Genomic DNA, 22,558 nt, shown 5'->3' with positions numbered 1-22,558 from the left:
GTTTAAGGTGCGCGTAGGCCAAAATGGACTCTCACTGGAAGGACACGACACTGATGGACACTGCTTTTTCACCCGTCGCCGAGCGCCTGCACAATCGCCGATTCGCGGTAGCGAACAATGCACAAGGGCTCTCCGGTGCTGGCACGGTCTTTCATTACGTTGTCGATGGAAGCGCCATAACCAGCCACTATCAGGGCGGCAGGATCCGGATTGGCAATCAGGTAGGCCGTGTTACAGGCCCCGACACGATCGAGCTTCTTTTTCAGTGTTTGACCACCGAAGGTGAAATGCTGGCCGGCTGGTCGCGCGGTACGGTGGGGCTCGATCAAGCCGGTCGCACCACGCTGCACTTCGTTTGGGGCTGGTTGTCGGGGGCGACGGGGGGTGGCGAATCCCGCTACGTCGAGCTCGTCGAGTAGCAGCAGCCCCCCCCCCGCAGCGCTCACTTGCCGCTGATCACCCGGGTTCACAGCCGGGTGCTCAAGCGCATGCCTGCCGGTGACAGGGTCTGGATCGGGAACAGCGTATCCGGCACGGCCTGGGATGGGTACACCGCCGGGTTGTCGAGGAACGCCACGCCACAGGCGCTCAGCTTGCGCTGGTTGCTGCCCAGGCTGAGCTTGTAAGCGCTGAACCCGGCGTTGTGCCTGTCCATTGAAACCGTGAGCGGGGAGGTGGTGGAAACAAGCGGCGATTGCGATGCCTAAGTACTGTATTTGCGAGATGGCCTTGATGATCGGTCGCTGACGGTGTTGTTCGATGAGTACCTGATCCCGGTCTGCGCGCCGCGCCTGGGCATGCACCCATAGTCAGGCTATGTAGGTCATTTTCGAAACCCGCTCCGATTCCCTTTATCCCGTTGCACGCTGCACGTTGGGAATTTAGTCTCGCGCTTTCCGCGTCGTGTCGCACAGCACATACCATGCATCAGGACGGCGTTTGTGTGTGTTGATTTGCGTATGATTTTACGCAATATTGTGTGTTGTCGATTCGGGGGAGCCGCTGCATCTCCTCCCGTCTCCCTTTACTCTCTGGAGGCAATGCAGCAAACCGATGGGAGCAAGCATGCGATGGCTGGACTAATGACCAGAGCTGAGCAGGCGGTGTCTGCTACGGCAATGGCTAGAACGTTTGGAGCGCGTTTAAAGGAAGTGACGAGCGGGGATGCAACCCACCTCGTCATTTTCAAGGACAACGAGCCGGCTGCTGTGCTGATAGGTGTTGAGGCCTACCAAGCCATGCAGGACGAGCTCGAAGATCTGCGCGCAGAACGGCTGGCTGCCGAGCGCCTACTCAGCCTGAAAGAGGAAAATAGCGTGAGCCTTGAAGACATGGAGGCTCGCTTCAGGTAGGAACGCGATGATCTGGAATGTCAGGTTTCACCCTGAAGTAGAAAATGACCTTCTGCAGCTTGGGCGCGCGGAGGCACAAAGAGTCCTCAGAGTGGTGCGTGAGCGTATCGCAGGAGGCGAGCCTGACAAGCTAGGCAAGCCCCTTAGGGGCGTGCTGGCGGGTTGCCGCAGAATTCGCACAGGCGATGTGCGCATTGTCTATCGAATTAACGGCACCGAGATCGTTCTGGTTCTCTGCATAGGTGCCAGACGCGACGATGAAGTGTACGAAGCAGCCTACAAACGTGTGTAAACCCTAAGTCCCGCTTCGGCGAGGTTTAGGGTTTCCTGCTTGTGAAATGACAGCCCTCAAACCTCGCAGACAAACGTCCCCGTCCCCTCAAGAATGTTCTGCAGCGTCTCCTTCACCTCGTCCAGGTCGCTCAGTTCGCTGGTCAGGATGATCTCCAGCGCTTCATCCCCCCTCAGCGCATCGCGGTCCCCGGCCGCCACTTCGATCAGCAGGCGCTGCGCGCTCAGGGTCACTTTCAGCCCGTCCAGCGTCGACGGCTCGTCATCCAGGGTCAGGTCAACCGTGTCTTCATCCGGATAGCGGGTAAGCAGGAACATCTGACCCTTGTCGCTGTGGCAGCAGAGGGTTGCCATGTTGTCTTCCTCGTCATCGCAAGGGGTGGCGAAGAGCAGGGCGGTCTTGATTTGCATGGACAGGCTCAGGTCAAAGGAAACGGAAGGGAATTCTGACAGTCTTGCACGTATCCATAAACGTAAAGTTACCCCCCCTTGACCGAAATTGTCGCAGCGCTGCAAGCGTTGGTGACTACTCAGTCGTTAAGCTTCGGCGAGCCCTGGGCGTGCTGTGCACGTCCAACGCCTGGTTATAACCGTCCGCCATGCCACGGGTTGGCTATCGTTGATCCGTACACGGCGCACGCGAGCGACGCTTCAATTATTACAAAGCCCAAGCGGAGTACCACAGATGGCGTTTTTCACCGCAGCCAGCAAGGCCGACTTCCAGCATCAACTGCAAGCGGCTCTGGCGCAGCACATCAGCGAACAGGCACTGCCACAAGTGGCGCTGTTCGCCGAACAGTTCTTCGGCATCATCTCTATGGACGAACTCACCCAGCGCAGGCTTTCCGACCTGGCTGGCTGTACCCTTTCTGCCTGGCGCATCATCGAGCGCTTCGACGCCGAACAACCTCAAGTGCGGGTGTACAACCCTGATTACGAACGCAACGGCTGGCAGTCGACCCACACCGTGGTCGAGGTGCTGCACCACGACCTGCCCTTCCTGGTCGACTCGGTGCGCACCGAGCTCAACCGCCGGGGCTACAGCATCCACACCCTGCAAACCACGGTACTGAGCGTACGCCGCGGTGCCAAGGGCGAGCTGCTGGAGCTGCTGCCCAAGGGTACCCACGGTGATGGCGTGCGCCATGAGTCGCTGATGTACCTGGAGATCGACCGCTGCGCCAACGCCGCCGAACTGACGGTGCTGGCCCGTGAAATCGAACAAGTGCTGGCCGAAGTGCGGGTAGCGGTCGCCGATTTCGAACCGATGAAGGCCAAGCTGCGCGAAGTCGTGGCGCTGGTGGAACAGACCGCGTTCGGCCCGGCGCAGCATGACAAAGGCGAGGTGAAGGCGTTTCTCGAGTGGCTGCTGGACAACCATTTCACCTTCCTCGGCTACGAAGAATTCACCGTCCAGGGCGGCAGCGATGGCGGCCAGATGGTCTACGACGAACAGTCGTTCCTCGGCCTGCCACGGCGCCTGCGCGTGGGACTGACGCCTGAAGAGCTGCGTATCGAAGACTACGCCGTGGCCTACCTCAACGAGCCGCTGCTGCTGTCCTTCGCCAAGGCCGCGCTGCCCAGCCGCGTGCACCGCCCGGCCTACCCGGACTACGTGTCGATCCGCCAGCTGGACGCGGATGGCAAGGTGGTCAAGGAACACCGCTTCATGGGCTTGTACACCTCCTCGGTGTATGGCGAGAGCGTGCACGCCATCCCGTACATTCGGGTCAAGGTGGCCGAAGTCGAGCGCCGTTCTGGCTTCGACCCCAAGGCCCACTTGGGCAAGGAACTGGCCCAGGTGCTCGAAGTGCTGCCGCGCGACGACCTGTTCCAGACCCCGATCGACGAGCTGTTCAGCACGGTCATGGCCATCGTGCAGATCCAGGAGCGCAACAAGATTCGCGTGTTCTTGCGCAAAGACCCTTATGGCCGCTTCTGCTACTGCCTGGCCTATGTGCCGCGCGAGGTCTATTCCACCGAAGTGCGGCAGAAGATCCAGCAGGTGCTGATGGAGCGCCTCAAAGCCAGCGACTGCGAGTTCTGGACCTTCTTCTCCGAATCGGTGCTGGCGCGCGTGCAGCTGATTTTGCGGGTCGACCCGAAGAACCGCATCGACATCGACCCGCAGCAGCTGGAAAACGAAGTGATCCAGGCTTGCCGCTCGTGGCAGGACGATTACTCGACCCTGGTGGTAGAGAACTTCGGCGAAGCCCAAGGCACCAACATCCTGGCCGACTTCCCCAAAGGCTTCCCGGCGGGCTACCGCGAGCGCTTCGCGGCGCACTCGGCCGTGGTCGACCTGCAGCATGTGCTGGGGTTGTCTGAAAGCAAGCCGCTGGCCATGAGCTTCTACCAGCCGCTGACCCAGGTCGGCGAGCGTACCCTGCATTGCAAGCTGTACCACGCCGACACCCCGCTGGCGCTGTCCGATGTCTTGCCGATTCTGGAAAACCTCGGTTTGCGCGTGCTTGGCGAGTTCCCGTATCGCCTGCGCCACGCCAATGGCCGTGAGTACTGGATCCATGACTTCGCCTTCACCTACAGCGAAGGCCTGAGCCTGGATATCCAACAGCTCAACGACACCCTGCAGGACGCCTTCATCCACATCGTTCGCGGCGATGCCGAGAACGACGCCTTCAACCGCCTGGTGCTGACCGCCGGCCTGCCGTGGCGCGATGTGGCGCTGCTGCGTGCGTATGCCCGTTACCTCAAACAGATCCGCCTGGGCTTCGACCTGGGGTATATCGCCAGCACCTTGAACAACCACACCGGTATCGCCCGCGAACTGACCCGGTTGTTCAAGACCCGCTTCTACCTGGCGCGCAAACTGACCCAAGACGATCTGGACGACAAGCAGCAGCGTCTGGAACAGGCGATCTTGACGGCGCTGGACGATGTTCAGGTGCTCAATGAAGACCGCATCCTGCGTCGCTACCTGGACCTGATCAAGGCCACCCTGCGCACCAACTTCTACCAGCCCGATGCCAACGGCCACAACAAGTCGTACTTCAGCTTCAAGTTCAACCCCAAGCTGATCCCCGAGCTGCCAAAGCCGGTACCCAAGTTCGAGATCTTCGTTTATTCGCCACGGGTCGAAGGCGTGCACCTGCGCTTCGGCAACGTCGCCCGTGGCGGCCTGCGCTGGTCGGACCGCGAGGAAGACTTCCGCACCGAGGTGCTCGGCCTGGTCAAGGCCCAGCAGGTGAAGAACTCGGTCATCGTGCCAGTCGGCGCCAAAGGCGGCTTCCTGCCGCGCCGCCTGCCCCTGGGCGGCAGCCGTGACGAGATCGCTGCCGAAGGCATTGCCTGCTACCGCATCTTCATTTCTGGCCTGCTCGACATCACCGACAACCTCAAGGACGGGGGCGTGGTGCCGCCGGCCAACGTGGTGCGGCACGATGAAGACGATCCGTACCTGGTAGTGGCCGCCGACAAAGGCACCGCGACGTTCTCGGACATCGCCAACGGCATCGCCATCGATTACGGCTTCTGGCTGGGCGACGCCTTTGCCTCCGGCGGCTCGGCCGGTTATGACCACAAGAAGATGGGCATCACCGCCCGTGGCGCCTGGGTGGGTGTACAGCGCCACTTCCGCGAGCGCGGCATCAACGTGCAGGAAGACCCGATTACCGTGATCGGGGTCGGCGACATGGCCGGCGACGTGTTCGGCAATGGCTTGCTGATGTCCGACAAACTCAAGCTGGTGGCGGCGTTCAACCACTTGCACATCTTCATCGACCCGAACCCGGAGCCGGCCAACAGCTTCGCCGAGCGCAAGCGCCTGTTCGACCTGCCGCGTTCGGCCTGGAGCGACTACGACACCAGCATCATGTCCGAAGGCGGGGGGATCTTCCCGCGCAGTGCCAAGAGCATTGCCATCAGCCCGCAGATGAAAGAACGCTTTGCCATCGAAGCCGACCGCCTGACCCCGACCGAGCTGCTCAATGCCCTGCTCAAGGCGCCAGTCGACCTGCTGTGGAACGGCGGCATCGGCACTTATGTCAAGGCCAGCAGCGAGAGCCACGCCGATGTCGGCGACAAGGCCAACGACGCCCTGCGCGTCAACGGCAATGAGCTGCGCTGCAAGGTGGTGGGCGAGGGCGGCAACCTGGGCATGACCCAGCTTGGCCGGGTCGAGTTCGGCCTCAATGGCGGCGCGACCAACACCGACTTCATCGACAACGCCGGCGGCGTGGACTGCTCGGACCACGAGGTCAATATCAAGATCCTGCTCAATGAAGTGGTGCAGGGTGGCGACATGACCGAGAAGCAGCGCAACCAGTTGCTCGGCAGCATGACCGAAGAAGTCGGCGCGCTGGTGCTGGGCAACAACTACAAGCAGACCCAGGCGTTGTCCCTGGCGGCCCGCCGCGCTCGCGAGCGGATTGCCGAATACAAGCGCTTGATGGCGGACCTGGAAGGGCGTGGCAAGCTCGACCGAGCCATCGAGTTCCTGCCGTCCGAAGAGCAACTGGCCGAGCGCCTGGCGGCTGGCCAGGGCCTGACCCGTGCCGAGCTGTCGGTGCTGATCTCGTACAGCAAGATCGACCTCAAGGAGCAACTGCTGAAGTCGCTGGTGCCGGACGACGATTACCTGACCCGCGACATGGAGACCGCGTTCCCGCCGTCACTGGTCAGCAAGTTTGCCGAGTCCATGCGCCGTCATCGCCTGAAACGCGAGATCGTCAGCACCCAGATCGCCAACGACCTGGTCAACAACATGGGCATCACCTTCGTCCAGCGCCTGAAGGAATCGACCGGCATGAGCCCGGCCAACGTGGCGGGCGCCTATGTGATCGTGCGCGACATCTTCCACCTGCCGCACTGGTTCCGTCAGATCGAAGCGCTGGACTATCAGGTGCCGGCCGAAATCCAGCTGACCCTGATGGACGAGTTGATGCGCCTGGGCCGCCGTGCCACGCGCTGGTTCCTGCGCAGCCGCCGCAACGAGCAGGATGCCGGGCGTGATACCGCGCATTTCGGGCCGAAAATCGCGCAACTGGGGCTCAAGCTTGACGAACTGCTGGAAGGCCCGACCCGCGAGCGCTGGATGGTGCGCTACCAGGGCTTCGTCGACGCCGGCGTGCCAGAGCTGCTGGCGCGCATGGTGGCCGGTACCAGCCACCTGTACACCTTGTTGCCGATCATCGAGGCGGCGGATGTGACCGGCCATGACCCGGCGCAGGTGGCCAAGGCGTTCTTCGCCGTGGGCAGCTCGCTGGACCTGACCTGGTACCTGCAGGAGATCAGCAACCTGCCGGTGGAAAACAACTGGCAGGCCCTGGCCCGCGAGGCGTTCCGCGACGATATCGACCTGCAGCAGCGGGCGATCACCATTTCTGTGCTGCAGATGGTCGATGCACCGCAGGACATGGATGCCCGGGTGGCGCTGTGGGCCGAGCAACACCGGGTGATGGTCGAGCGCTGGCGCGCGATGCTGGACGACCTGCGCAATGCCACCGGGACTGACTATGCGATGTACGCGGTGGCCAACCGCGAGCTGGTCGACCTGGCCATGAGCGGGCAGGCGGTGGTGGTGCCGTCCTGATCGGTGGTCTGAAATGAAAAAAGCCCCGGCAGCGATGCCGGGGCTTTTTTAGGGGGGCTGTCCCGGCCTCTTCGCGGGCTTGCCCCGCGAAGAGGCCGCTGCAGGCTTACTTGAACCTGCGCTCCACGCCTTTCTCCACCAGAATCTTCGCCGAAATCTCTTCCACCGAAAAATGCGTGGAATTGATATTGGGAATGTTCTCCCGCCGGAACAGGCTCTCTACCTCGCGCACCTCGAACTCGCACTGGGCAAAGCTGGAATAGCGGCTGTTGGGCTTGCGCTCGTGGCGGATGGCCGTCAGGCGGTCCGGGTCGATGGTCAGGCCAAACAGCTTGCTGTGGTGCTTTTTCAGCACCGCCGGCAGTTGCAGGCGCTCCATGTCATCTTCGGTCAGCGGGTAGTTGGCCGCACGAATACCGAATTGCATGGCCATGTACAGGCAGGTTGGCGTCTTGCCGCAGCGCGAGACGCCGACCAGAATCAGGTCGGCCTTGTCGTAGTAGTGCGTGCGCGCGCCATCATCGTTGTCCAGGGCGAAGTTGACCGCCTCGATACGCTCCATGTAGTTGGAGTTGCCGCCAATCGAGTGGGATTTGCCGACGGAATACGACGAATGGGCGGTCAATTCCTGCTCGAGCGGGGATAAAAACGACGAAAAGATGTCGATCATGAAGCCATTCGAGGTCGCCAGGATCTCGCGGATGTCCTGATTGACGATGGTGTCGAAGATGATCGGGCGCACACCATCGCGCTCGGCGGCAGCGTTGATTTGCTGCACCATGGTGCGCGCTTTGTCTGGCGTATCGATGTAGGGGCGGGTGAATTTGTTGAACGGAATGCTTTCGAATTGAGCGAGCAAGCTTTGCCCCAGGGTCTCGGCGGTGATGCCGGTGCCGTCGGAGATGAAGAACGCGGTTCTTTTCATTTGCACCCTGGGCCTTAAGCTGATGACGTTTCTTGGATATGATAAGTTCGGTTTGCCGAATGCGGCTGTCGGCATTCTCACTTATTTTCCAGGTACAGGCCACAAACGCCCGGCCAAGTCAAAGCAGACAGGCGGGCGCCTTTGAGCTTTTCCAACACAGTTAGTGGAGAGATCACCTTGGTAGAGTACGTAGTTTCCCTCGATAAGCTCGGCGTCCATGATGTGGAGCATGTGGGGGGCAAGAACGCATCCCTGGGCGAGATGATCAGCAACCTTGCGGGTGCTGGTGTATCGGTGCCGGGCGGCTTTGCCACTACGGCGCAGGCGTACCGCGATTTTCTCGAACAGAGTGGTCTCAACGACCGGATCCATGCCGCACTCGATGCGCTGGACGTGGATGACATCAACGCCCTGACCAAAACCGGCGCGCAGATTCGCCAGTGGGTCATGGAAGCCGAATTCCCGGCGCGTCTGGATGCGGAAATCCGTACGGCCTTCGCCGAAATGGCCGCTGGCAACGACAACATGGCCGTTGCCGTGCGCTCTTCGGCCACCGCCGAAGACCTGCCGGACGCCTCGTTTGCCGGTCAGCAAGAAACCTTCCTCAACATCCGCGGCGTCGACAACGTGATCCGCGCGGCCAAGGAAGTGTTCGCCTCGCTGTTCAATGACCGCGCCATTGCCTACCGCGTGCACCAGGGCTTCGACCACAAGCTGGTGGCCCTGTCGGCCGGCGTGCAGCGCATGGTCCGCTCCGAGACCGGCACCGCTGGCGTGATGTTCACCCTCGACACCGAGTCGGGCTTCCGCGACGTGGTGTTCATCACCGGCGCCTATGGCCTGGGTGAAACCGTCGTGCAGGGTGCGGTCAACCCTGACGAGTTCTACGTACACAAAAACACCTTGCAGGCAGGCCGCCCGGCCATTCTGCGCCGCAACCTGGGCAGCAAGGCGATCAAGATGATCTACGGCGACGAGGCCAAGGCCGGTCGTTCGGTCAAGACCGTCGAAGTCGACCGCGCCGAACGCGCCCGCTTCTGCCTGAGCGACGCCGAAGTCAACGAACTGGCCAAGCAGGCCATGATCATCGAGCAGCACTATCAGCGCCCGATGGACATCGAGTGGGCCAAAGACGGTGACGACGGCAAGCTGTACATCGTTCAGGCCCGCCCTGAAACCGTAAAAAGCCGTTCCAGCGCCAATGTCATGGAACGCTACCTGCTCAAAGAGAAAGGCACCGTACTGGTCGAAGGCCGCGCCATCGGCCAGCGCATCGGCGCCGGCAAGGTCCGCGTGATCAACGACGTGTCGGAAATGGACAAGGTCCAGCCGGGCGACGTGCTGGTCTCCGACATGACCGACCCGGACTGGGAACCGGTCATGAAGCGCGCCAGCGCCATCGTCACCAACCGTGGCGGGCGTACCTGCCACGCGGCGATCATTGCCCGTGAGCTGGGTATTCCGGCCGTTGTCGGTTGCGGCAACGCCACCCAACTGCTCAAGGACGGCCAGGGCGTGACTGTCTCCTGCGCCGAAGGCGATACCGGCTTCATCTTCGAAGGCGAGCTGGGCTTCGACATCAAGCAGAACTCGGTCGACGCCATGCCGGACCTGCCGTTCAAGATCATGATGAACGTCGGCAACCCGGACCGTGCCTTCGACTTCGCCCAGCTGCCCAACGCCGGTGTCGGTCTGGCGCGCCTGGAGTTCATCATCAACCGCATGATCGGCGTGCACCCCAAGGCGCTGCTGAACTATGCCGGCCTGCCGGCAGAGCTCAAGGACAGCGTCGACAAGCGCATCGCTGGTTACGACGACCCGGTCGGCTTCTATGTCGAGAAGCTGGTCGAAGGCATCAGCACCCTGGCGGCAGCCTTCTACCCGAAAAAGGTCATCGTGCGCCTGTCGGACTTCAAGTCCAACGAATACGCCAACCTGATCGGCGGCAAGCTGTACGAGCCGGAAGAAGAAAACCCGATGCTGGGCTTCCGTGGCGCTTCGCGTTACATCAGCGAATCGTTCCGTGACTGCTTCGAGCTCGAATGCCGCGCGCTGAAGCGCGTGCGCAACGAAATGGGCCTGACCAACGTCGAAATCATGGTGCCGTTCGTGCGCACCTTGGGCGAAGCCAGCCAGGTCATCGACCTGTTGGCCGAAAACGGCCTGGCCCGCGGCGACAATGGCCTGCGCGTGATCATGATGTGCGAGCTGCCGTCCAACGCGATTCTGGCCGAAGAGTTCCTGGAATACTTCGACGGCTTCTCGATCGGCTCCAACGACCTGACCCAGCTGACCCTGGGCCTGGACCGTGACTCGGGTATCATTGCGCACCTGTTCGACGAGCGTAACCCTGCCGTCAAGAAGCTGCTGGCCAACGCCATCCAGGCGTGCAACAAGGCCGGCAAGTACATCGGCATCTGCGGCCAGGGCCCATCGGACCACCCAGACCTGGCCAAATGGCTGATGGAACAGGGCATCGAAAGCGTGTCGCTGAACCCGGACTCGGTGCTCGAGACCTGGTTCTTCCTGGCTGAGGGCCAGGGCGCAGCCTGATGCAGTGAATTGCGGGGGCGCGTCTGGCGCGCCCCCGCCTGGTTTTATCCAGGGCGAGTTCCAGTAATGGTTCCCGCCCTTTTTTGTGCACCAAGCAACCTTATGCATAGCAGCAGCACTTTATTTCCCGTGGCCTTGCTCAGCGCAGAGCGCCGAGGCGACTTGAGCGAGGACGTGTACCGGATCAAGGCTGGCAACAGCCCCGACCCGAGCGTCGAGCTGGCCGTGACCCGCCTTGGGTTGGCCGACCAGCCAGGCGCCCAGGGCGTACCGGTCATTCTCTTGCACGGCAGTTTCTCCAACCGCCGTTTCTGGTATTCGCCCAAAGGCATCGGCCTGGGCGCGTTTCTCGCCCGCGCAGGTTTTGATGTGTGGATCCCAGAAATGCGTGGCCATGGCCTGTCGCCGCGCAATCGCCAGTGGCAGCACAACCGTGTCGCCGACTATGCCCGCGATGACTTGCCCTTGGTTGCTGCATTCGTTCAGGAGCAGGCCGGCCAGGCGCCGCACTGGGTTGGCCATTCCCTGGGCGGTACCACCCTGGCCGCCGCACTGGGTGGCGGGTATTTGCCGCCTGAGCAAGTTGCCAGCGCGGCGTTCTTCGGCACCCAGGTCAGCCGCGTGTACTGGCCCTTGAAAGTGCCGCCGGTGGTGTGGGGGGCGAAGTTTTTGCTTAAGCGCTGGCGGCAGATTCCGGGGCAGCGCTTAAAGCGTGGCCCCGAGGACGAGCCGATCGGCCTGGCCCTCGAAAGCATGCGCTGGCATGGCCTGTTCGGGCGCTTTGGCGACAAGGACAATGACTGGTGGGCCGGGCTTGCACGGGTCGATGTGCCGGTGCTGGCCGTGGCCGGCGCGGGCGACTTCCAGGACCCTGTATGGGCTTGCCGCAAGCTGTTCGAGCAGTTGGGCGGGGCGCGCAAGCAGTTTCTGCGGCTGGGGCGCGAGGAAGGCTTCGAGGCGTTCGGGCATGTCGACATGCTGGTCAGCAAGGCAGCCCAGGCTCAGGTCTGGCCGTTAGTGGAGCGCTGGTTGAGGGACCCCTTGGTGCCCGTGCATGCTTCGATTGTGATGGCGGAGCCTGTGTTGGCCAGCTGATTCTGTGCGGCCTTTACTGGCCCTTTCGCGGGCAAGCCCGCTCCCACAGGATCACTGCAGCTCCTAGGCCAGTGGTATTCCTGTAGGCGCGGGCTTGCCCGCGAAAGGGCCGGTACAGGCACAAGCTGACCACTCAGTCCTGGATGACTGCGACAGCCTCTCCGGTGTAGCCTTGGCCCACACCCGCTTTCGTTGTGACTGACAGGAGCTTCCCATGCAGCATTACGTAACGCCCGACCTCTGCGACGCCTACCCTGACCTGGTCCAGGTGCTCGAACCCATGTTCAGCAACTTCGGCGGCCGCGATTCGTTCGGCGGCCAAATCGTCACCCTCAAATGCTTCGAAGACAACTCGCTGGTCAAGGAGCAGGTCGAACTCGACGGCAAGGGCAAGGTGCTGGTGGTCGACGGCGGCGGTTCGCTGCGCTGTGCGCTGCTGGGCGACATGCTGGCCGAGAAGGCTGCCAAAAATGGCTGGGAAGGCTTGGTGATCTACGGCTGCGTACGCGACGTGGACATCCTGATCCAGACCGACGTCGGCGTGCAGGCCCTGGCCAGCCACCCGAAGAAGAGCAACAAGCGCGGCATCGGCGAGCTCGACGTGCCAGTGACCTTCGCCGGCGTGACCTTCCGCTCGGGTGAATACGTATATGCCGACAACAATGGCGTGCTGGTCTCGCCAAGCCCGCTGAAAATGCCGGAGTGATGCGCCGCACGCGCTGATGGAGCTTTGATGTTCGAGGAAGACAACGCGCAGTGGGGGCTGGTGCATGCCCTGGTGCTCGATGGCAAAGGCGGCGCGCGCTCGATTGCCCGTACCGAACTGGACGACCTGCAACTGCACCCCCAGGAAAGCCTCTGGCTGCACTGGGACCGCAGCCACCCGCAAACCCGTACCTGGCTGCTGCGCGACAGCGGCCTGAGCGAGTTTGCCTGCGATTTGCTGTTGGAAGAAAACACCCGGCCGCGCTTGCTGCCGCTGGTGGATGAACAGTTGTTGCTGTTTTTGCGCGGGGTCAACCTCAACCCGGGCGCCGAGCCTGAAGACATGGTTTCGGTACGCATTTTCGCCGAGGCGCAGCGGGTCATCTCGCTGCGCCTGCGGCCGCTGCGGGCCAGCGACGAAATTCTGCAGTTGCTCAGCGAGGGCAGGGGGCCTAAGTCGGCTTCCGAGTTGTTGCTGTTGATGGGGGAACTGCTGACCGAAAAGGTCCAGGGCCTGGTCAGCGACCTGTCCGAATTGGTTGATCTCGAAGAAGAAAAGGTCGAATCCGACGAACGGTACACTCCAGAGCAGGGCAGCCTGCAGCAGATCCGCCGTCGGGCCGCTGGCCTGCGGCGTTTTCTGGCGCCGCAGCGTGAAATCTACGCCCAGCTGTCACGCAGCAAGTGGAGCTGGTTCGCCGATGCCGATGCCGACTACTGGAACGAGTTGAACAACAGCCTGATCCGCTACCTCGAAGAGCTCGAGCTGACCCGCGAGCGGGCCGCGCTGGTGCTTGAGAGCGAGGACCGGCGCCGCAGCGAGCGGATGAACCGGACCATGTACCGCTTCGGCATCATCACCTGTATTTTCCTGCCCATGAGCTTCGTCACCGGGCTGCTCGGCATCAACGTCGGCGGTATTCCGGGGTCGAACAGCCCGTATGGCTTCCTGTTCGCCAGCCTGCTGGTGCTGGGCTTGGCAGTGGGGCAGTGGTGGCTGTTCCGGCGGTTGCGGTGGGTGTGAATGGCTATTGACCTGTACTGGCCTCTTCGCGGGCATTGCATTGATTTATCTTGCAGCGCGATCCCTGTGGGAGCGGGCTTGCCCGCGAAGAATCCAACGCGTGTTCATTTTGAAACATTCGTCCCAAGGCGATGTGTGACCCATCGCTGTGCCATCTCGTCTCTTGCTGATACTGCGCGAGGTGCCCATGCACGATCCGTTTGAAGAATCCCTGCGCGACCTGCTCAAGGCGTCACCGTCCGGCCAGGACCGAGATGACGCCGCCTGCTTGGGTCGTGTGCTGAAAACCGCCAACCGCCAGGTCGGTGCGGGTGATCTGTTCAGCCTGCTTGGCCGTTGGAGCCAGGCGCTGCTGATTGCCGTCAACAATGGCTCGGCGCATGTTGCGCCCGTGCGTAGAAACTCTACCCGCAACGCTGCCAGCGGCAGCAAAGCAGATAAGGCCGATTGAATATGGAACTGGATCTCTGGACCCAAAGCCTGGTCACTGCCATGACGGCCCTTTGGACCAAGGTGGCGAACTTCATCCCTAACCTGTTCGGCGCGCTGGTGGTGGTGCTGCTCGGTTTCGTGGTGGCCAAGCTGCTCGATGCGCTGCTCTCCAAATTGCTCGCCAAGCTTGGCTTGGACCGCCTGATGGCCGGTACCGGGCTGACCAAGATGTTGAGCCGGGGTGGCATCCAGGTGCCGATATCGACCCTGATCGGCAAGATCGTCTACTGGTTCGTGTTGCTGATCTTCCTCGTTTCGGCCGCTGAATCGCTGGGCCTTGAGCGGGTGTCGGCGACCCTCGACATGCTCGCCCTGTACCTGCCTAAAGTGTTCGGCGCGGCGCTGGTGCTGCTGGCCGGCGTGTTGCTGGCGCAGGTGGCTAATGGCCTGGTGCGCGGTGCAGCCGAAGGCATTGGCCTTGAGTATTCCGCCGGTATTGGGCGTATCACCCAAGGCCTGGTGATCATCATCAGCATCTCGGTGGCCATCAGCCAGCTCGAGGTCAAGACCGACCTGCTGAACCACGTGATCGTCATCGGGCTGATTACCGTTGGTCTGGCCGTTGCCTTGGCCATGGGCCTCGGCAGCCGCGAAATCGCTGGGCAAATTCTGGCCGGCATCTACGTGCGCGAGCTGTACCAAGTCGGCCAGCAGGTGCGGATTGGAGAGGTCGAAGGGCATATCGAGGAAATCGGCACGGTGAAGACGACGCTGTTGACCGATGATGGCGAACTGGTGTCGCTGTCTAACCGCGTGTTGCTTGAGCAGCGTGTCAATAGCCGCTAACCGCACAAAAGCTGTTAATGTATGCCGCCGCGAAATCGACCCCACGGGGTCGAGCGGCGACATTGACCTGACTGTCGGCCAGATCCGTTTTGAATAAAGTTCATTCGCCGCCCATGCGTTATGACCCCCGCGAGCTCACCGACGAAGAGTTGGTGGCGCGTTCGCATGAGGAGCTGTACCACGTTACCCGCGCCTATGAGGAGCTCATGCGGCGCTACCAGCGGACCCTGTTCAACGTCTGTGCACGTTATTTGGGGAACGACCGGGATGCCGACGATGTCTGTCAGGAAGTGATGCTGAAAGTGCTGTACGGGCTGAAGAACTTCGAAGGTAAATCGAAGTTCAAAACCTGGCTCTACAGCATCACCTACAACGAGTGCATTACCCAGTACCGCAAGGAGCGACGCAAACGTCGGTTGATGGATGCCTTGAGTCTGGACCCTATTGAAGAGGCGTCCGAAGACAAGGCACCCAAACCCGAAGAAAAAGGCGGGCTGGACAAATGGCTCGTGCATGTGAACCCGATCGATCGGGAAATCCTGGTGCTGCGATTTGTCGCGGAGCTGGAATTTCAGGAAATCGCAGATATCATGCACATGGGCCTGAGCGCGACGAAAATGCGTTACAAGCGCGCGCTAGACAAGCTTCGAGAGAAATTTCACGGGCTGGATGAAACTTAAGCGCGTGCAATAATCTCTAACGAATCGGCGAGTTCTGCTAGACTAGCCGTCGAGTTGTCCCCCTTGTTGTTGGTGGGACTGCTTAACTATCACCAGATGGGGATTTAACGGATGAAATTGAAAAACACCTTGGGCTTGGCCATTGGCTCGCTCGTAGCCGCTACTTCGTTCGGCGTTCTGGCTCAAGGCCAAGGCGCAGTCGAAATCGAAGGTAACGTTACCAAGCAGTACTACGACAGCGAGCGTAACTTCAAAAACGACGGCACCAATCCTGGTGTTCGCCTCGGTTACTTCCTGACCGACGACGTCTCCCTGGACCTGGGCTACAACGAGACTCACAACGCTCGTGGTGAAGTCTTCAACAAAGACATCAAAGGTTCCAAAGCCAAGCTCGACGCTACCTACCACTTCGGTACCGTAGGCGATGCTCTGCGTCCGTACGTTTCTGCTGGTTTCGCTCACGAGAGCCTGGGCCAAGCTACCCGTAGCGGCCGCGACCACTCCACCTTCGCCAACGTTGGCGCTGGCGCCAAGTGGTACATCACCGACATGTTCTTCGCCCGTGCTGGCGTTGAAGCCATGTACAACATCGACAACGGCAACACCGAGTGGGGCCCATCCGTTGGTGTTGGTCTGAACTTCGGTGGCAGCGGTGGCAAAGTTGCTCCAGCTCCGGCTCCAGTAGCTGAAGTCTGCTCCGACAGCGACAACGACGGCGTGTGCGACAACGTCGACAAGTGCCCAGACACCCCGGCCAACGTTACCGTTGACGCCGACGGCTGCCCGGCTGTTGCCGAAGTCGTTCGTGTTGAGCTGGACGTCAAGTTCGACTTCGACAAGTCGGTCGTCAAGCCAAACAGCTACGGCGACATCAAGAACCTGGCTGACTTCATGAAGCAGTACCCACAAACCACCACCGTGGTTGAAGGTCACACTGACTCCGTAGGTCCAGACGCTTACAACCAGAAGCTGTCCGAGCGTCGTGCCAACGCTGTTAAGCAAGTCCTGACCCAGCAGTACGGCGTAGAATCGAGCCGTGTTGACTCGGTTGGCTACGGTGAGACCCGTCCGGTTGCTGACAACGCCACCGAAGAAGGTCGCGCTGTTAACCGTCGCGTTGAAGCGCAAGTAGAAGCCCAAGCCAAGTAATTGGTTCGATGCTTCATGAAAAACCCGGCCTCGGCCGGGTTTTTCTTTGCCTGCGATTTCATGGGTGCTGGCTTGCCAGCGAAGAGGCCAGCACAAGCAACACGCCGCTAGCCAGCGGCTGACCATTCCATCAGCTGTGCCTGAGCAACCCCAACCACCTCGCCAATCATCAGAATTGCTGGGCTGCAGAGCCCGAATGCCCGCGCATCGTCAACCATCCCCTGCACATCACTGCGGCACTCACGCTGCTGCGGCAATGACGCATTCTCGATCATCGCCACCGGCATATGGGGCGCCATGCCACCGTGCAGCAGCCCTTGGCGAATCTGCTCCAGCCGCGCTACACCCATGTACACCACCAGCGTCGTACCACCCTGCGCCAGCGCCGCCCAGTTCAGGTCGCTGTCATCCTGGGTATGTGCGGTTACCAGCGTCACACCGCGGCTCACCCCGCGAGACGTCAGTGATATGCCGCATTGCGTCGCCCCCGCCAAGCCTGCTGTGATGCCGTTGACCAGCTCGACCTCGATGCCATGGCCTTGCAGCCAGGCGGCTTCTTCGCCACCCCGGCCGAAGATGCACGGGTCGCCGCCCTTGAGGCGTACCACGCATCGCCCCTGGCGCGCATGGCGCAACATCAGGCGCTGGATGAAGGCCTGCGGCGTGGAGCGGCAGCCACCGCGCTTGCCCACGGCAATCACCCGTGCCTGTGGGCAATGCTCCAGCACGGCGGGGTTCACCAGGTCGTCGATCATCACCACCTGGGCGTGCTGCAGTGCACGCACGGCCTTGAGGGTCAGCAGTTCGGGGTCACCAGGGCCAGCACCGACCAGCCAGACTTTTGCATTCATCAACGTTTCCTCATCGGCAAGGCGGCTCAGCCTTTGAGCAGGGTGAGCAGCAGTATCAGGTTACACAGCAGGGACAGCAGGGCCAGGGTGCGCCAGACTTTCAGCGGTTCGCGCTCCAGCAGCGGCCGGGGGCGATTGGGCGCATCCTGGCGGTCGCCGCGTTCGAGCAGCAGCAACCAGTGTTCAGCGGTTTCAAAGCGGTGCGCCGGGTCGGCCGCCACCGCTTGCAGCAGGTTGTGCTGCAACCATTCCGGCAGGTCAGGGCGATAGCGCGAGGCATTGACCGGCTGGCCGAAGCGTGGCCGCTGGAACGGCTCCACTTCGCCATAGGGGTAGTGCCCGGTCAGCAGGTGGTAGAGCGTCACGCCGGCGGCATAGAGATCTTGCCGCGGGCTGGGGGGCTGGCCTTCGAAGGCTTCCGGGGCGATGAAGGAGGGCGTGCCGGGCAGCTCGTGCTGCGGGTCTTCGGACAGGCCAGGGCAGTAGGCCAAACCGAAGTCCAGCAGGCGCAGTTGGCCATCGGCGCCCAGGTGCAGGTTTTCTGGTTTGATGTCGCGGTGCAGCAAGTTGCGCCGGTGCAGCACGCCGACGGCTTGCAGCAGTTGACGGGCCATTTCCAGCCACTGCGCCAGCGGCAGCGGCCCGTGCTCGTTGAGCAGCGCCGAAAGGCTTTGGCCGGGGTATTCGCGCATCACGTAGTACAGGTGCTGGCGCTGGCTGGCGACGTGCAGTTCAGGGAAGTGCCGCCCGGCCACCCGGCGCAGGAACCACTCTTCCATCAGCAGCCCTTGGGCTGCCCCAGGCTCCTGTTCGCGGGCAGCGGGCAGGGTCTTGAGCAGCCATGCGTGGCCGTGGCTGTCGCGTGCCCGGTACAGCAGGGATTGGCGGCTGTGCGAGAGCAGCGTCTCGATCTGCCAGCCATCGATCACCTGGCCTTCGCGAAGGGGGCCGGGCACAGGCCACTGCTGCAGCTGTGCCAAGGTATCGCCCAGGTTGGTCGGCCCCAGTTGTTCAACCTGCACCAACAAGGCGCTGGCGTTGTCCTGGCTACCATTGAGGTGGGCGCTGGCAACCAGAGTGTCGGCCGCCTGTTGCAGGTCGGGCTGCTCGCGCAAGACCGACTGTATGTGCTGGTCACCCAGGCTGGCCCAGACCCCATCGCTCAAGAGCACGAAGCACTCGCCTGCCTGCAGTTCGCCTTCCAGGTAATCGACCAACAGGTGCTGGTCCAGCCCTAGTGCGCGTTTGAGCACATGCTGCATGCCCGGTTGATCCCACACGTGGTCTTCGCTCAGGCACTGCAGGCGGCCGTGGTGCCAGCGGTAGACGCGGCAGTCGCCGACATGCGCCAGGGTAAAGCGCCGACCGCGCAGCACCAGTGCGCTGAGGGTGGTCAGCAGCGGCTGGCCGCTGCCCTGGGCGCGCAGCCAGCGGTTCTGCGCCAGCAACAGGCGGTCCAGCGCCTGTGCCACGCTCCAGGTGGCGGGGGTGGCGTAGTAGTCCAGTGCCAGCGCCTGCAGGCTGGCCCGTGCGGCCAGGCCGCCATCGGCGCATTGGCTGACACCGTCGGCGAGGGCGAACAGGTAGCCCTTGCTGGCGGCCAGCTCCGGCGCCGGGGTGACCAGGCGCAGGGCATCCTGGTTTTCCGCGCGGGGGCCGGTGGCGCTGGCGTGGGCAAAGCTCAGTTGCAGGCTCATGGGGGCGCCTCAGACCCGCGCCGCGGTCACGGCAGCCGAGCCCCAAGTGGTGCGCCAGCGCTGCTTGACGCCATGCAGGCCGAACCAGGCCAGCAAGCCCAGGCTGGCGAACAGCCACAGCCCCAATTGATAGTCGCCGGTGTGTTGCTTGATGGTGCCAAGGCCCGCGGCCAGCAGGAAGCCGCCGATGCCACCGGCCATGCCGATCAGCCCGGTCATTACCCCGATTTCCTGGCGGAAACGTTGTGGCACCAACTGGAACACGGCGCCATTGCCAGCGCCCAGGCCGAGCATGGCGCTGACGAACAGCGCCAGCGCCGCCGCCGCGCTGGGCAAGTTGAAGCCTACGGCCGCGATGCAGATGGCGGCCACGCTGTACATGCCCAACAGGGTGCGAATGCCGCCAAAGCGATCGGCCAGAGCGCCGCCGAGCGGGCGCATCAGGCTACCGGCAAACACGCAGGCGGCTGTGTAGTAGCCGGCGGTAACCGGGCTCAGGCCATACTGGTCGCTGAAGTAGCCGGGCAGGGCACTGGCCAGGCCGATAAAGCCGCCGAAGGTAACGCTGTAGAAGAACATGAACCACCAGCTGTCGCGGTCACCGAGGGCCTTGAGGTAGTCGGCCATGGCTTTGCGCTTGGGCCGCTCGGGCGCGTTGCGTGCCAGCAGCGCGAACACCACCAGGGTCAGCGACAGCGGGATCAGGGCGAAGCCGAACACGTTGTTCCAGCCAAAGCCTGCAGCCAAGGCGGGAGCCAGCAAAGCGGCGAACACCGTACCGGAGTTGCCGGCCCCGGCGATGCCCATGGCCTTGCCTTGGTGCTGCGGCGGGTACCACTGCGAGGCCAGCGGCAGCGAAACCGCGAACGAGGCGCCGGCAAAGCCGAGGAACACCCCTAGCAGCAAGGCCTGCTCATAACTGTGCACGCCCAGGTACCAAGCGCCAGCCAGGGCGACGATGACGATCACCTGGCCGATCAGGCCGGCGGTCTTGGGCGAAAGGCGGTCAACCAGCAGCCCCATCGCAAAGCGCAGTATTGCGCCGGCCAGGATCGGCGTGGCCACCATCAGGCCCCGTTGCTGTGCACTCAACTGCAGGTCGGCTGCGATTTGCACCGCCAGTGGGCCGAGCAGGTACCAGACCATGAAGCTCAGGTCGAAATACAGGAACGCGGCGAACAGCGTGGGCACATGCCCGGATTTCCAGAAGCTGGTACTCATTGAACACCTCACTCGGCAAAGCAACGGAACGAAAAAGACGCCGCTACCCGGTCCACGGCTGTGGAAGGGTGAGCGACGTCTTTGTCGGGATTTAAGTGGGGCAACCGCCGTTGGCTACCGGTGATGTTTGTTCAGCAAGAGATGGGCCAACATTGCTGCGGCCGCTTCGCGGGTGACCCTGCTGTCATTGAACAACACATAACTGATTCATTTAGCAGGGCCATGTGGGAGCCGGCTTGCCGGCGATCACCGGCAAAGCCGGTGCCATACACCGTGGCGCCTGCATCGCCGGCAAGCCGGCTCCCACAGGTTTGGAGGCTCGCTTACGATCTTTGTTCTCGCGCGATAGCACAGCCCAAAGGGCTATGCCTTCTCAGCCCAGCATCTCGTGCATGGCGATGATCTGCTCGGCCACCTGGATCAGCTTCTGCTGGCGGCTCATGGCCTGGCGGCGCATCAGGGTGTAGGCCTGCTCTTCGTTGCAGTCTTTCATCTTCATCAGCAGGCCCTTGGCCTGTTCGATCCGCTTGCGTTCGGCCAGTTGCTGGTCACGCGCCAGCAACTGCGCCCTGAGGGCCTGGTCGCTCTCGAAGCGGGCCATTGCCACATCCAGAATCGGCTGCAAACGCGCAGCATGGATGCCCTCGACGATATAGGCGCTGACCCCCGCCTGGATTGCCTGGCGCATCACGCCGGGGTCGTGCTCGTCGGTAAACAGCACGATAGGCCGCGGTCGGTCGCGGCTGACCAGTACCACGTGTTCCATCACGTCGCGGTCCGGTGAGTCGGTATCGATCAACACGACGTCCGGATGCACCGTTTCGACGCAGGCGGGCAAATCGATGGTCAGACCAGGGGCTTCGATCACGTCGAAACCGGCCTCGCTCAAGGCGGCCTTGAGCCGGCCCAGTTTGTTTTGAGTGTCGTCGATCAGCAGGATACGCAGCATGTTCATCCCCCTCACAGGCCAACGCGGGCTTCGGGTGTGTCGCCCAAGGCGTGCAGGCTGAAGCTGCGGGCATAGCCGTAGGGGTCGCTGCCGTCCCAGCGGGTGCCGTCGATCAGCAGGCTGCTTCGCATCGGATGCTCAAGGCACGCTATGCCTAGGGCGTCTGCCGCTTCGTGGTAAAGCGCCAGTTGCTGAACCTGGCTGGCCACGCCGAGGTAGTCGGGGTCGTCTCGCAATAGTCCCCAGCGGCGGAACTGGGTCATGAACCACATGCCGTCGGACAAATACGGCAGGTTGGCCCGGCCCTGGTCGAACAGGCGCAAAGCGTGGGGGTCTTGCCACTGGTTGCCCAGCCCGTCTTGGTAGTCACCCAGCAGGCGGGGCTCGATAGTGCTCGTCGGCGTGTCCAGGTAAGCACTGCCGCTGAGCAACTGCGCGGTGCTGCGGCGGTTCTCGGGGCTTTGCTCGATGAAGCGGCTGGCTGCGAGGATCGCCTTGATCAGGGCGCGGGCGCTGTTGGGGTACTGCTCGGCGAAGGCGCGGGCGCAAGCGAGCACCTTTTCCGGGTGGTCTGGCCAGATCGACTGGCTGGTTGCCAGGGTAAAGCCCTGGCCCTTGGCGACGGCATCCGCCGCCCAAGGTTCGCCTGCACAAAACCCGTCGATGCGGCCAGCCTGGATATGCGCGGCCATCTGCGCGGGCGGCACCACCACGCTGTCGACATCGCGCAGCGGGTGGATGCCCTGGCTCGCCAGCCAGTAGTACAACCACATGGCGTGGGTGCCGGTGGGGAAGGTCTGGGCAAAGGTCAGGCGTGCACCCTGCTGGTGCACCAGGCGCGCCAGTGCCTCAGGGCTGGTCACGCCCTTGCGTTGCAGAGCCGGGGACAGGTTGATGGCCTGGGCATTCTGGTTCAGCCCCATGAGCACAGCCATGTCGCTGGCGGGCACACCGCCAATGCCCAGGTGCACGGCATAGGCCAGGCCATACAGGCAGTGCGCAGCATCCAGCTCGCCGCTGACCAGTTTGTCGCGCAGGCCCGCCCAAGAGCCCTGGCGCTTGAGGTTGAGGGTCAGGCCGTGTTGCTGGGCAAAGCCCTGGGTGGCGGCGACCACCACCGAGGCGCAGTCGGTCAGGGCCATGAAGCCAATGTTCAGGCTGGTTTTTTCCGGTGCGTCGCTGCCGTTGACCCAGGCCAGGGGCGTTGCTCGGGGTGCTGTGTTCACAAGGATCCTCG

20 protein-coding genes are annotated in these 22,558 nt (G+C 62.5%); 12 read left to right on the top strand and 8 right to left on the bottom strand.

The features are described 5' to 3' along the window. The first annotated feature begins 53 nt into the window (after window positions 1-53). Window positions 54-419: a hypothetical protein gene (locus D886_RS0125990; RefSeq protein WP_027596684.1), complete on the top strand. Its 366-nt coding sequence runs from the start codon at window positions 54-56 to the stop codon at window positions 417-419. A gap of 47 nt (window positions 420-466) precedes the next feature. On the opposite strand, the gene D886_RS28300 is transcribed toward D886_RS0125990, so the two are convergent. Continuing rightward, window positions 467-655 carry a hypothetical protein gene (locus D886_RS28300; protein WP_027596683.1) on the bottom strand — a complete coding sequence of 63 codons (189 nt, stop codon included), beginning with the start codon at window positions 653-655 and terminating at the stop codon, window positions 467-469. A gap of 463 nt (window positions 656-1,118) precedes the next feature. Here D886_RS28300 and D886_RS0125980 point away from each other — a divergent pair, with 463 nt between their 5' ends. Together D886_RS0125980 and D886_RS0125975 are read left to right on the top strand one after the other, a co-directional pair. After that, window positions 1,119-1,352, top strand: coding sequence for a type II toxin-antitoxin system Phd/YefM family antitoxin (locus tag D886_RS0125980; protein WP_027596682.1), 234 nt, complete (start codon window positions 1,119-1,121; stop codon window positions 1,350-1,352). A gap of 7 nt (window positions 1,353-1,359) precedes the next feature. Next, the gene (locus D886_RS0125975; RefSeq protein ID WP_027596681.1) at window positions 1,360-1,644 is read left to right on the top strand and encodes a type II toxin-antitoxin system RelE/ParE family toxin; all 285 of its coding nucleotides are present in this window, start codon (window positions 1,360-1,362) and stop codon (window positions 1,642-1,644) included. Window positions 1,645-1,700: 56 nt separating this feature from the next. Here the strand turns inward: D886_RS0125975 and D886_RS0125970 are convergent, their stop codons facing one another. Continuing rightward, complete coding sequence (locus D886_RS0125970; RefSeq protein WP_027596680.1) at window positions 1,701-2,054, bottom strand: hypothetical protein; 354 nt, start codon at window positions 2,052-2,054, stop codon at window positions 1,701-1,703. Window positions 2,055-2,328: 274 nt separating this feature from the next. On the opposite strand from D886_RS0125970, the gene D886_RS0125965 reads away from it, so the two are divergent. Then, on the top strand, window positions 2,329-7,194 hold the full coding sequence (locus tag D886_RS0125965; protein ID WP_027596679.1) for an NAD-glutamate dehydrogenase: 4,866 nt from the start codon (window positions 2,329-2,331) through the stop codon (window positions 7,192-7,194). A gap of 106 nt (window positions 7,195-7,300) precedes the next feature. Here the strand turns inward: D886_RS0125965 and D886_RS0125960 are convergent, their stop codons facing one another. Then, the gene (locus D886_RS0125960) at window positions 7,301-8,119 is read right to left on the bottom strand and encodes a pyruvate, water dikinase regulatory protein (RefSeq protein ID WP_027596678.1); all 819 of its coding nucleotides are present in this window, start codon (window positions 8,117-8,119) and stop codon (window positions 7,301-7,303) included. Between the two features lie 177 nt (window positions 8,120-8,296). Here D886_RS0125960 and ppsA point away from each other — a divergent pair, with 177 nt between their 5' ends. The 8 genes from ppsA to D886_RS0125920 all read left to right on the top strand — a co-directional run bounded on the left by ppsA (window position 8,297) and on the right by D886_RS0125920 (window position 16,603). Beyond that, a complete protein-coding gene (ppsA, locus tag D886_RS0125955; RefSeq protein ID WP_027596677.1) occupies window positions 8,297-10,672 on the top strand; it encodes a phosphoenolpyruvate synthase in 2,376 nt (791 codons plus the stop codon). A 102-nt stretch (window positions 10,673-10,774) separates the two neighbouring features. After that, window positions 10,775-11,767, top strand: coding sequence for an alpha/beta fold hydrolase (locus D886_RS0125950; RefSeq protein WP_371098745.1), 993 nt, complete (start codon window positions 10,775-10,777; stop codon window positions 11,765-11,767). A 214-nt stretch (window positions 11,768-11,981) separates the two neighbouring features. Then, window positions 11,982-12,473, top strand: a complete 492-nt coding sequence (rraA, locus tag D886_RS0125945; protein WP_027596675.1) for a ribonuclease E activity regulator RraA — start codon at window positions 11,982-11,984, stop codon at window positions 12,471-12,473. 27 nt (window positions 12,474-12,500) lie between these two features. Continuing rightward, on the top strand, window positions 12,501-13,496 hold the full coding sequence (locus tag D886_RS0125940) for a zinc transporter ZntB (RefSeq protein ID WP_027596674.1): 996 nt from the start codon (window positions 12,501-12,503) through the stop codon (window positions 13,494-13,496). Window positions 13,497-13,683: 187 nt separating this feature from the next. Next, window positions 13,684-13,947 carry a hypothetical protein gene (locus tag D886_RS0125935; protein ID WP_027596673.1) on the top strand — a complete coding sequence of 88 codons (264 nt, stop codon included), beginning with the start codon at window positions 13,684-13,686 and terminating at the stop codon, window positions 13,945-13,947. A 2-nt stretch (window positions 13,948-13,949) separates the two neighbouring features. Then, window positions 13,950-14,774 (top strand): mechanosensitive ion channel domain-containing protein, encoded by an 825-nt coding sequence (locus D886_RS0125930; RefSeq protein ID WP_027596672.1) that lies wholly within the window; start codon window positions 13,950-13,952, stop codon window positions 14,772-14,774. 113 nt (window positions 14,775-14,887) lie between these two features. Next, window positions 14,888-15,454, top strand: a complete 567-nt coding sequence (gene sigX, locus D886_RS0125925) for an RNA polymerase sigma factor SigX (protein WP_033694384.1) — start codon at window positions 14,888-14,890, stop codon at window positions 15,452-15,454. 111 nt (window positions 15,455-15,565) lie between these two features. Further along, the gene (locus tag D886_RS0125920; protein ID WP_027596670.1) at window positions 15,566-16,603 is read left to right on the top strand and encodes an OmpA family protein; all 1,038 of its coding nucleotides are present in this window, start codon (window positions 15,566-15,568) and stop codon (window positions 16,601-16,603) included. A 107-nt stretch (window positions 16,604-16,710) separates the two neighbouring features. On the opposite strand, the gene cobA is transcribed toward D886_RS0125920, so the two are convergent. The 5 genes from cobA to D886_RS0125895 form a co-directional block, all read right to left on the bottom strand. Next, entirely contained in the window at window positions 16,711-17,454 is a 744-nt protein-coding gene (cobA, locus tag D886_RS0125915; RefSeq protein ID WP_027596669.1) for a uroporphyrinogen-III C-methyltransferase, read from the bottom strand. Between the two features lie 26 nt (window positions 17,455-17,480). After that, window positions 17,481-19,151, bottom strand: a complete 1,671-nt coding sequence (locus D886_RS0125910) for a bifunctional protein-serine/threonine kinase/phosphatase (RefSeq protein ID WP_027596668.1) — start codon at window positions 19,149-19,151, stop codon at window positions 17,481-17,483. Window positions 19,152-19,160: 9 nt separating this feature from the next. Then, window positions 19,161-20,372 (bottom strand): NarK/NasA family nitrate transporter, encoded by a 1,212-nt coding sequence (locus D886_RS0125905; protein WP_027596667.1) that lies wholly within the window; start codon window positions 20,370-20,372, stop codon window positions 19,161-19,163. A 373-nt stretch (window positions 20,373-20,745) separates the two neighbouring features. Next, a complete protein-coding gene (locus D886_RS0125900; RefSeq protein WP_027596666.1) occupies window positions 20,746-21,321 on the bottom strand; it encodes an ANTAR domain-containing response regulator in 576 nt (191 codons plus the stop codon). 11 nt (window positions 21,322-21,332) lie between these two features. Continuing rightward, entirely contained in the window at window positions 21,333-22,547 is a 1,215-nt protein-coding gene (locus D886_RS0125895) for a CmpA/NrtA family ABC transporter substrate-binding protein (RefSeq protein ID WP_027596665.1), read from the bottom strand. Window positions 22,548-22,558 lie beyond the last annotated feature (11 nt).

Source organism: Pseudomonas sp. LAIL14HWK12:I7, assembly GCF_000483465.1.
In the GTDB taxonomy this organism is placed as follows: Bacteria; Pseudomonadota; Gammaproteobacteria; order Pseudomonadales; family Pseudomonadaceae; genus Aquipseudomonas; species Aquipseudomonas kermanshahensis.
This window is presented reverse-complemented; position numbering and strand designations above follow the sequence as displayed.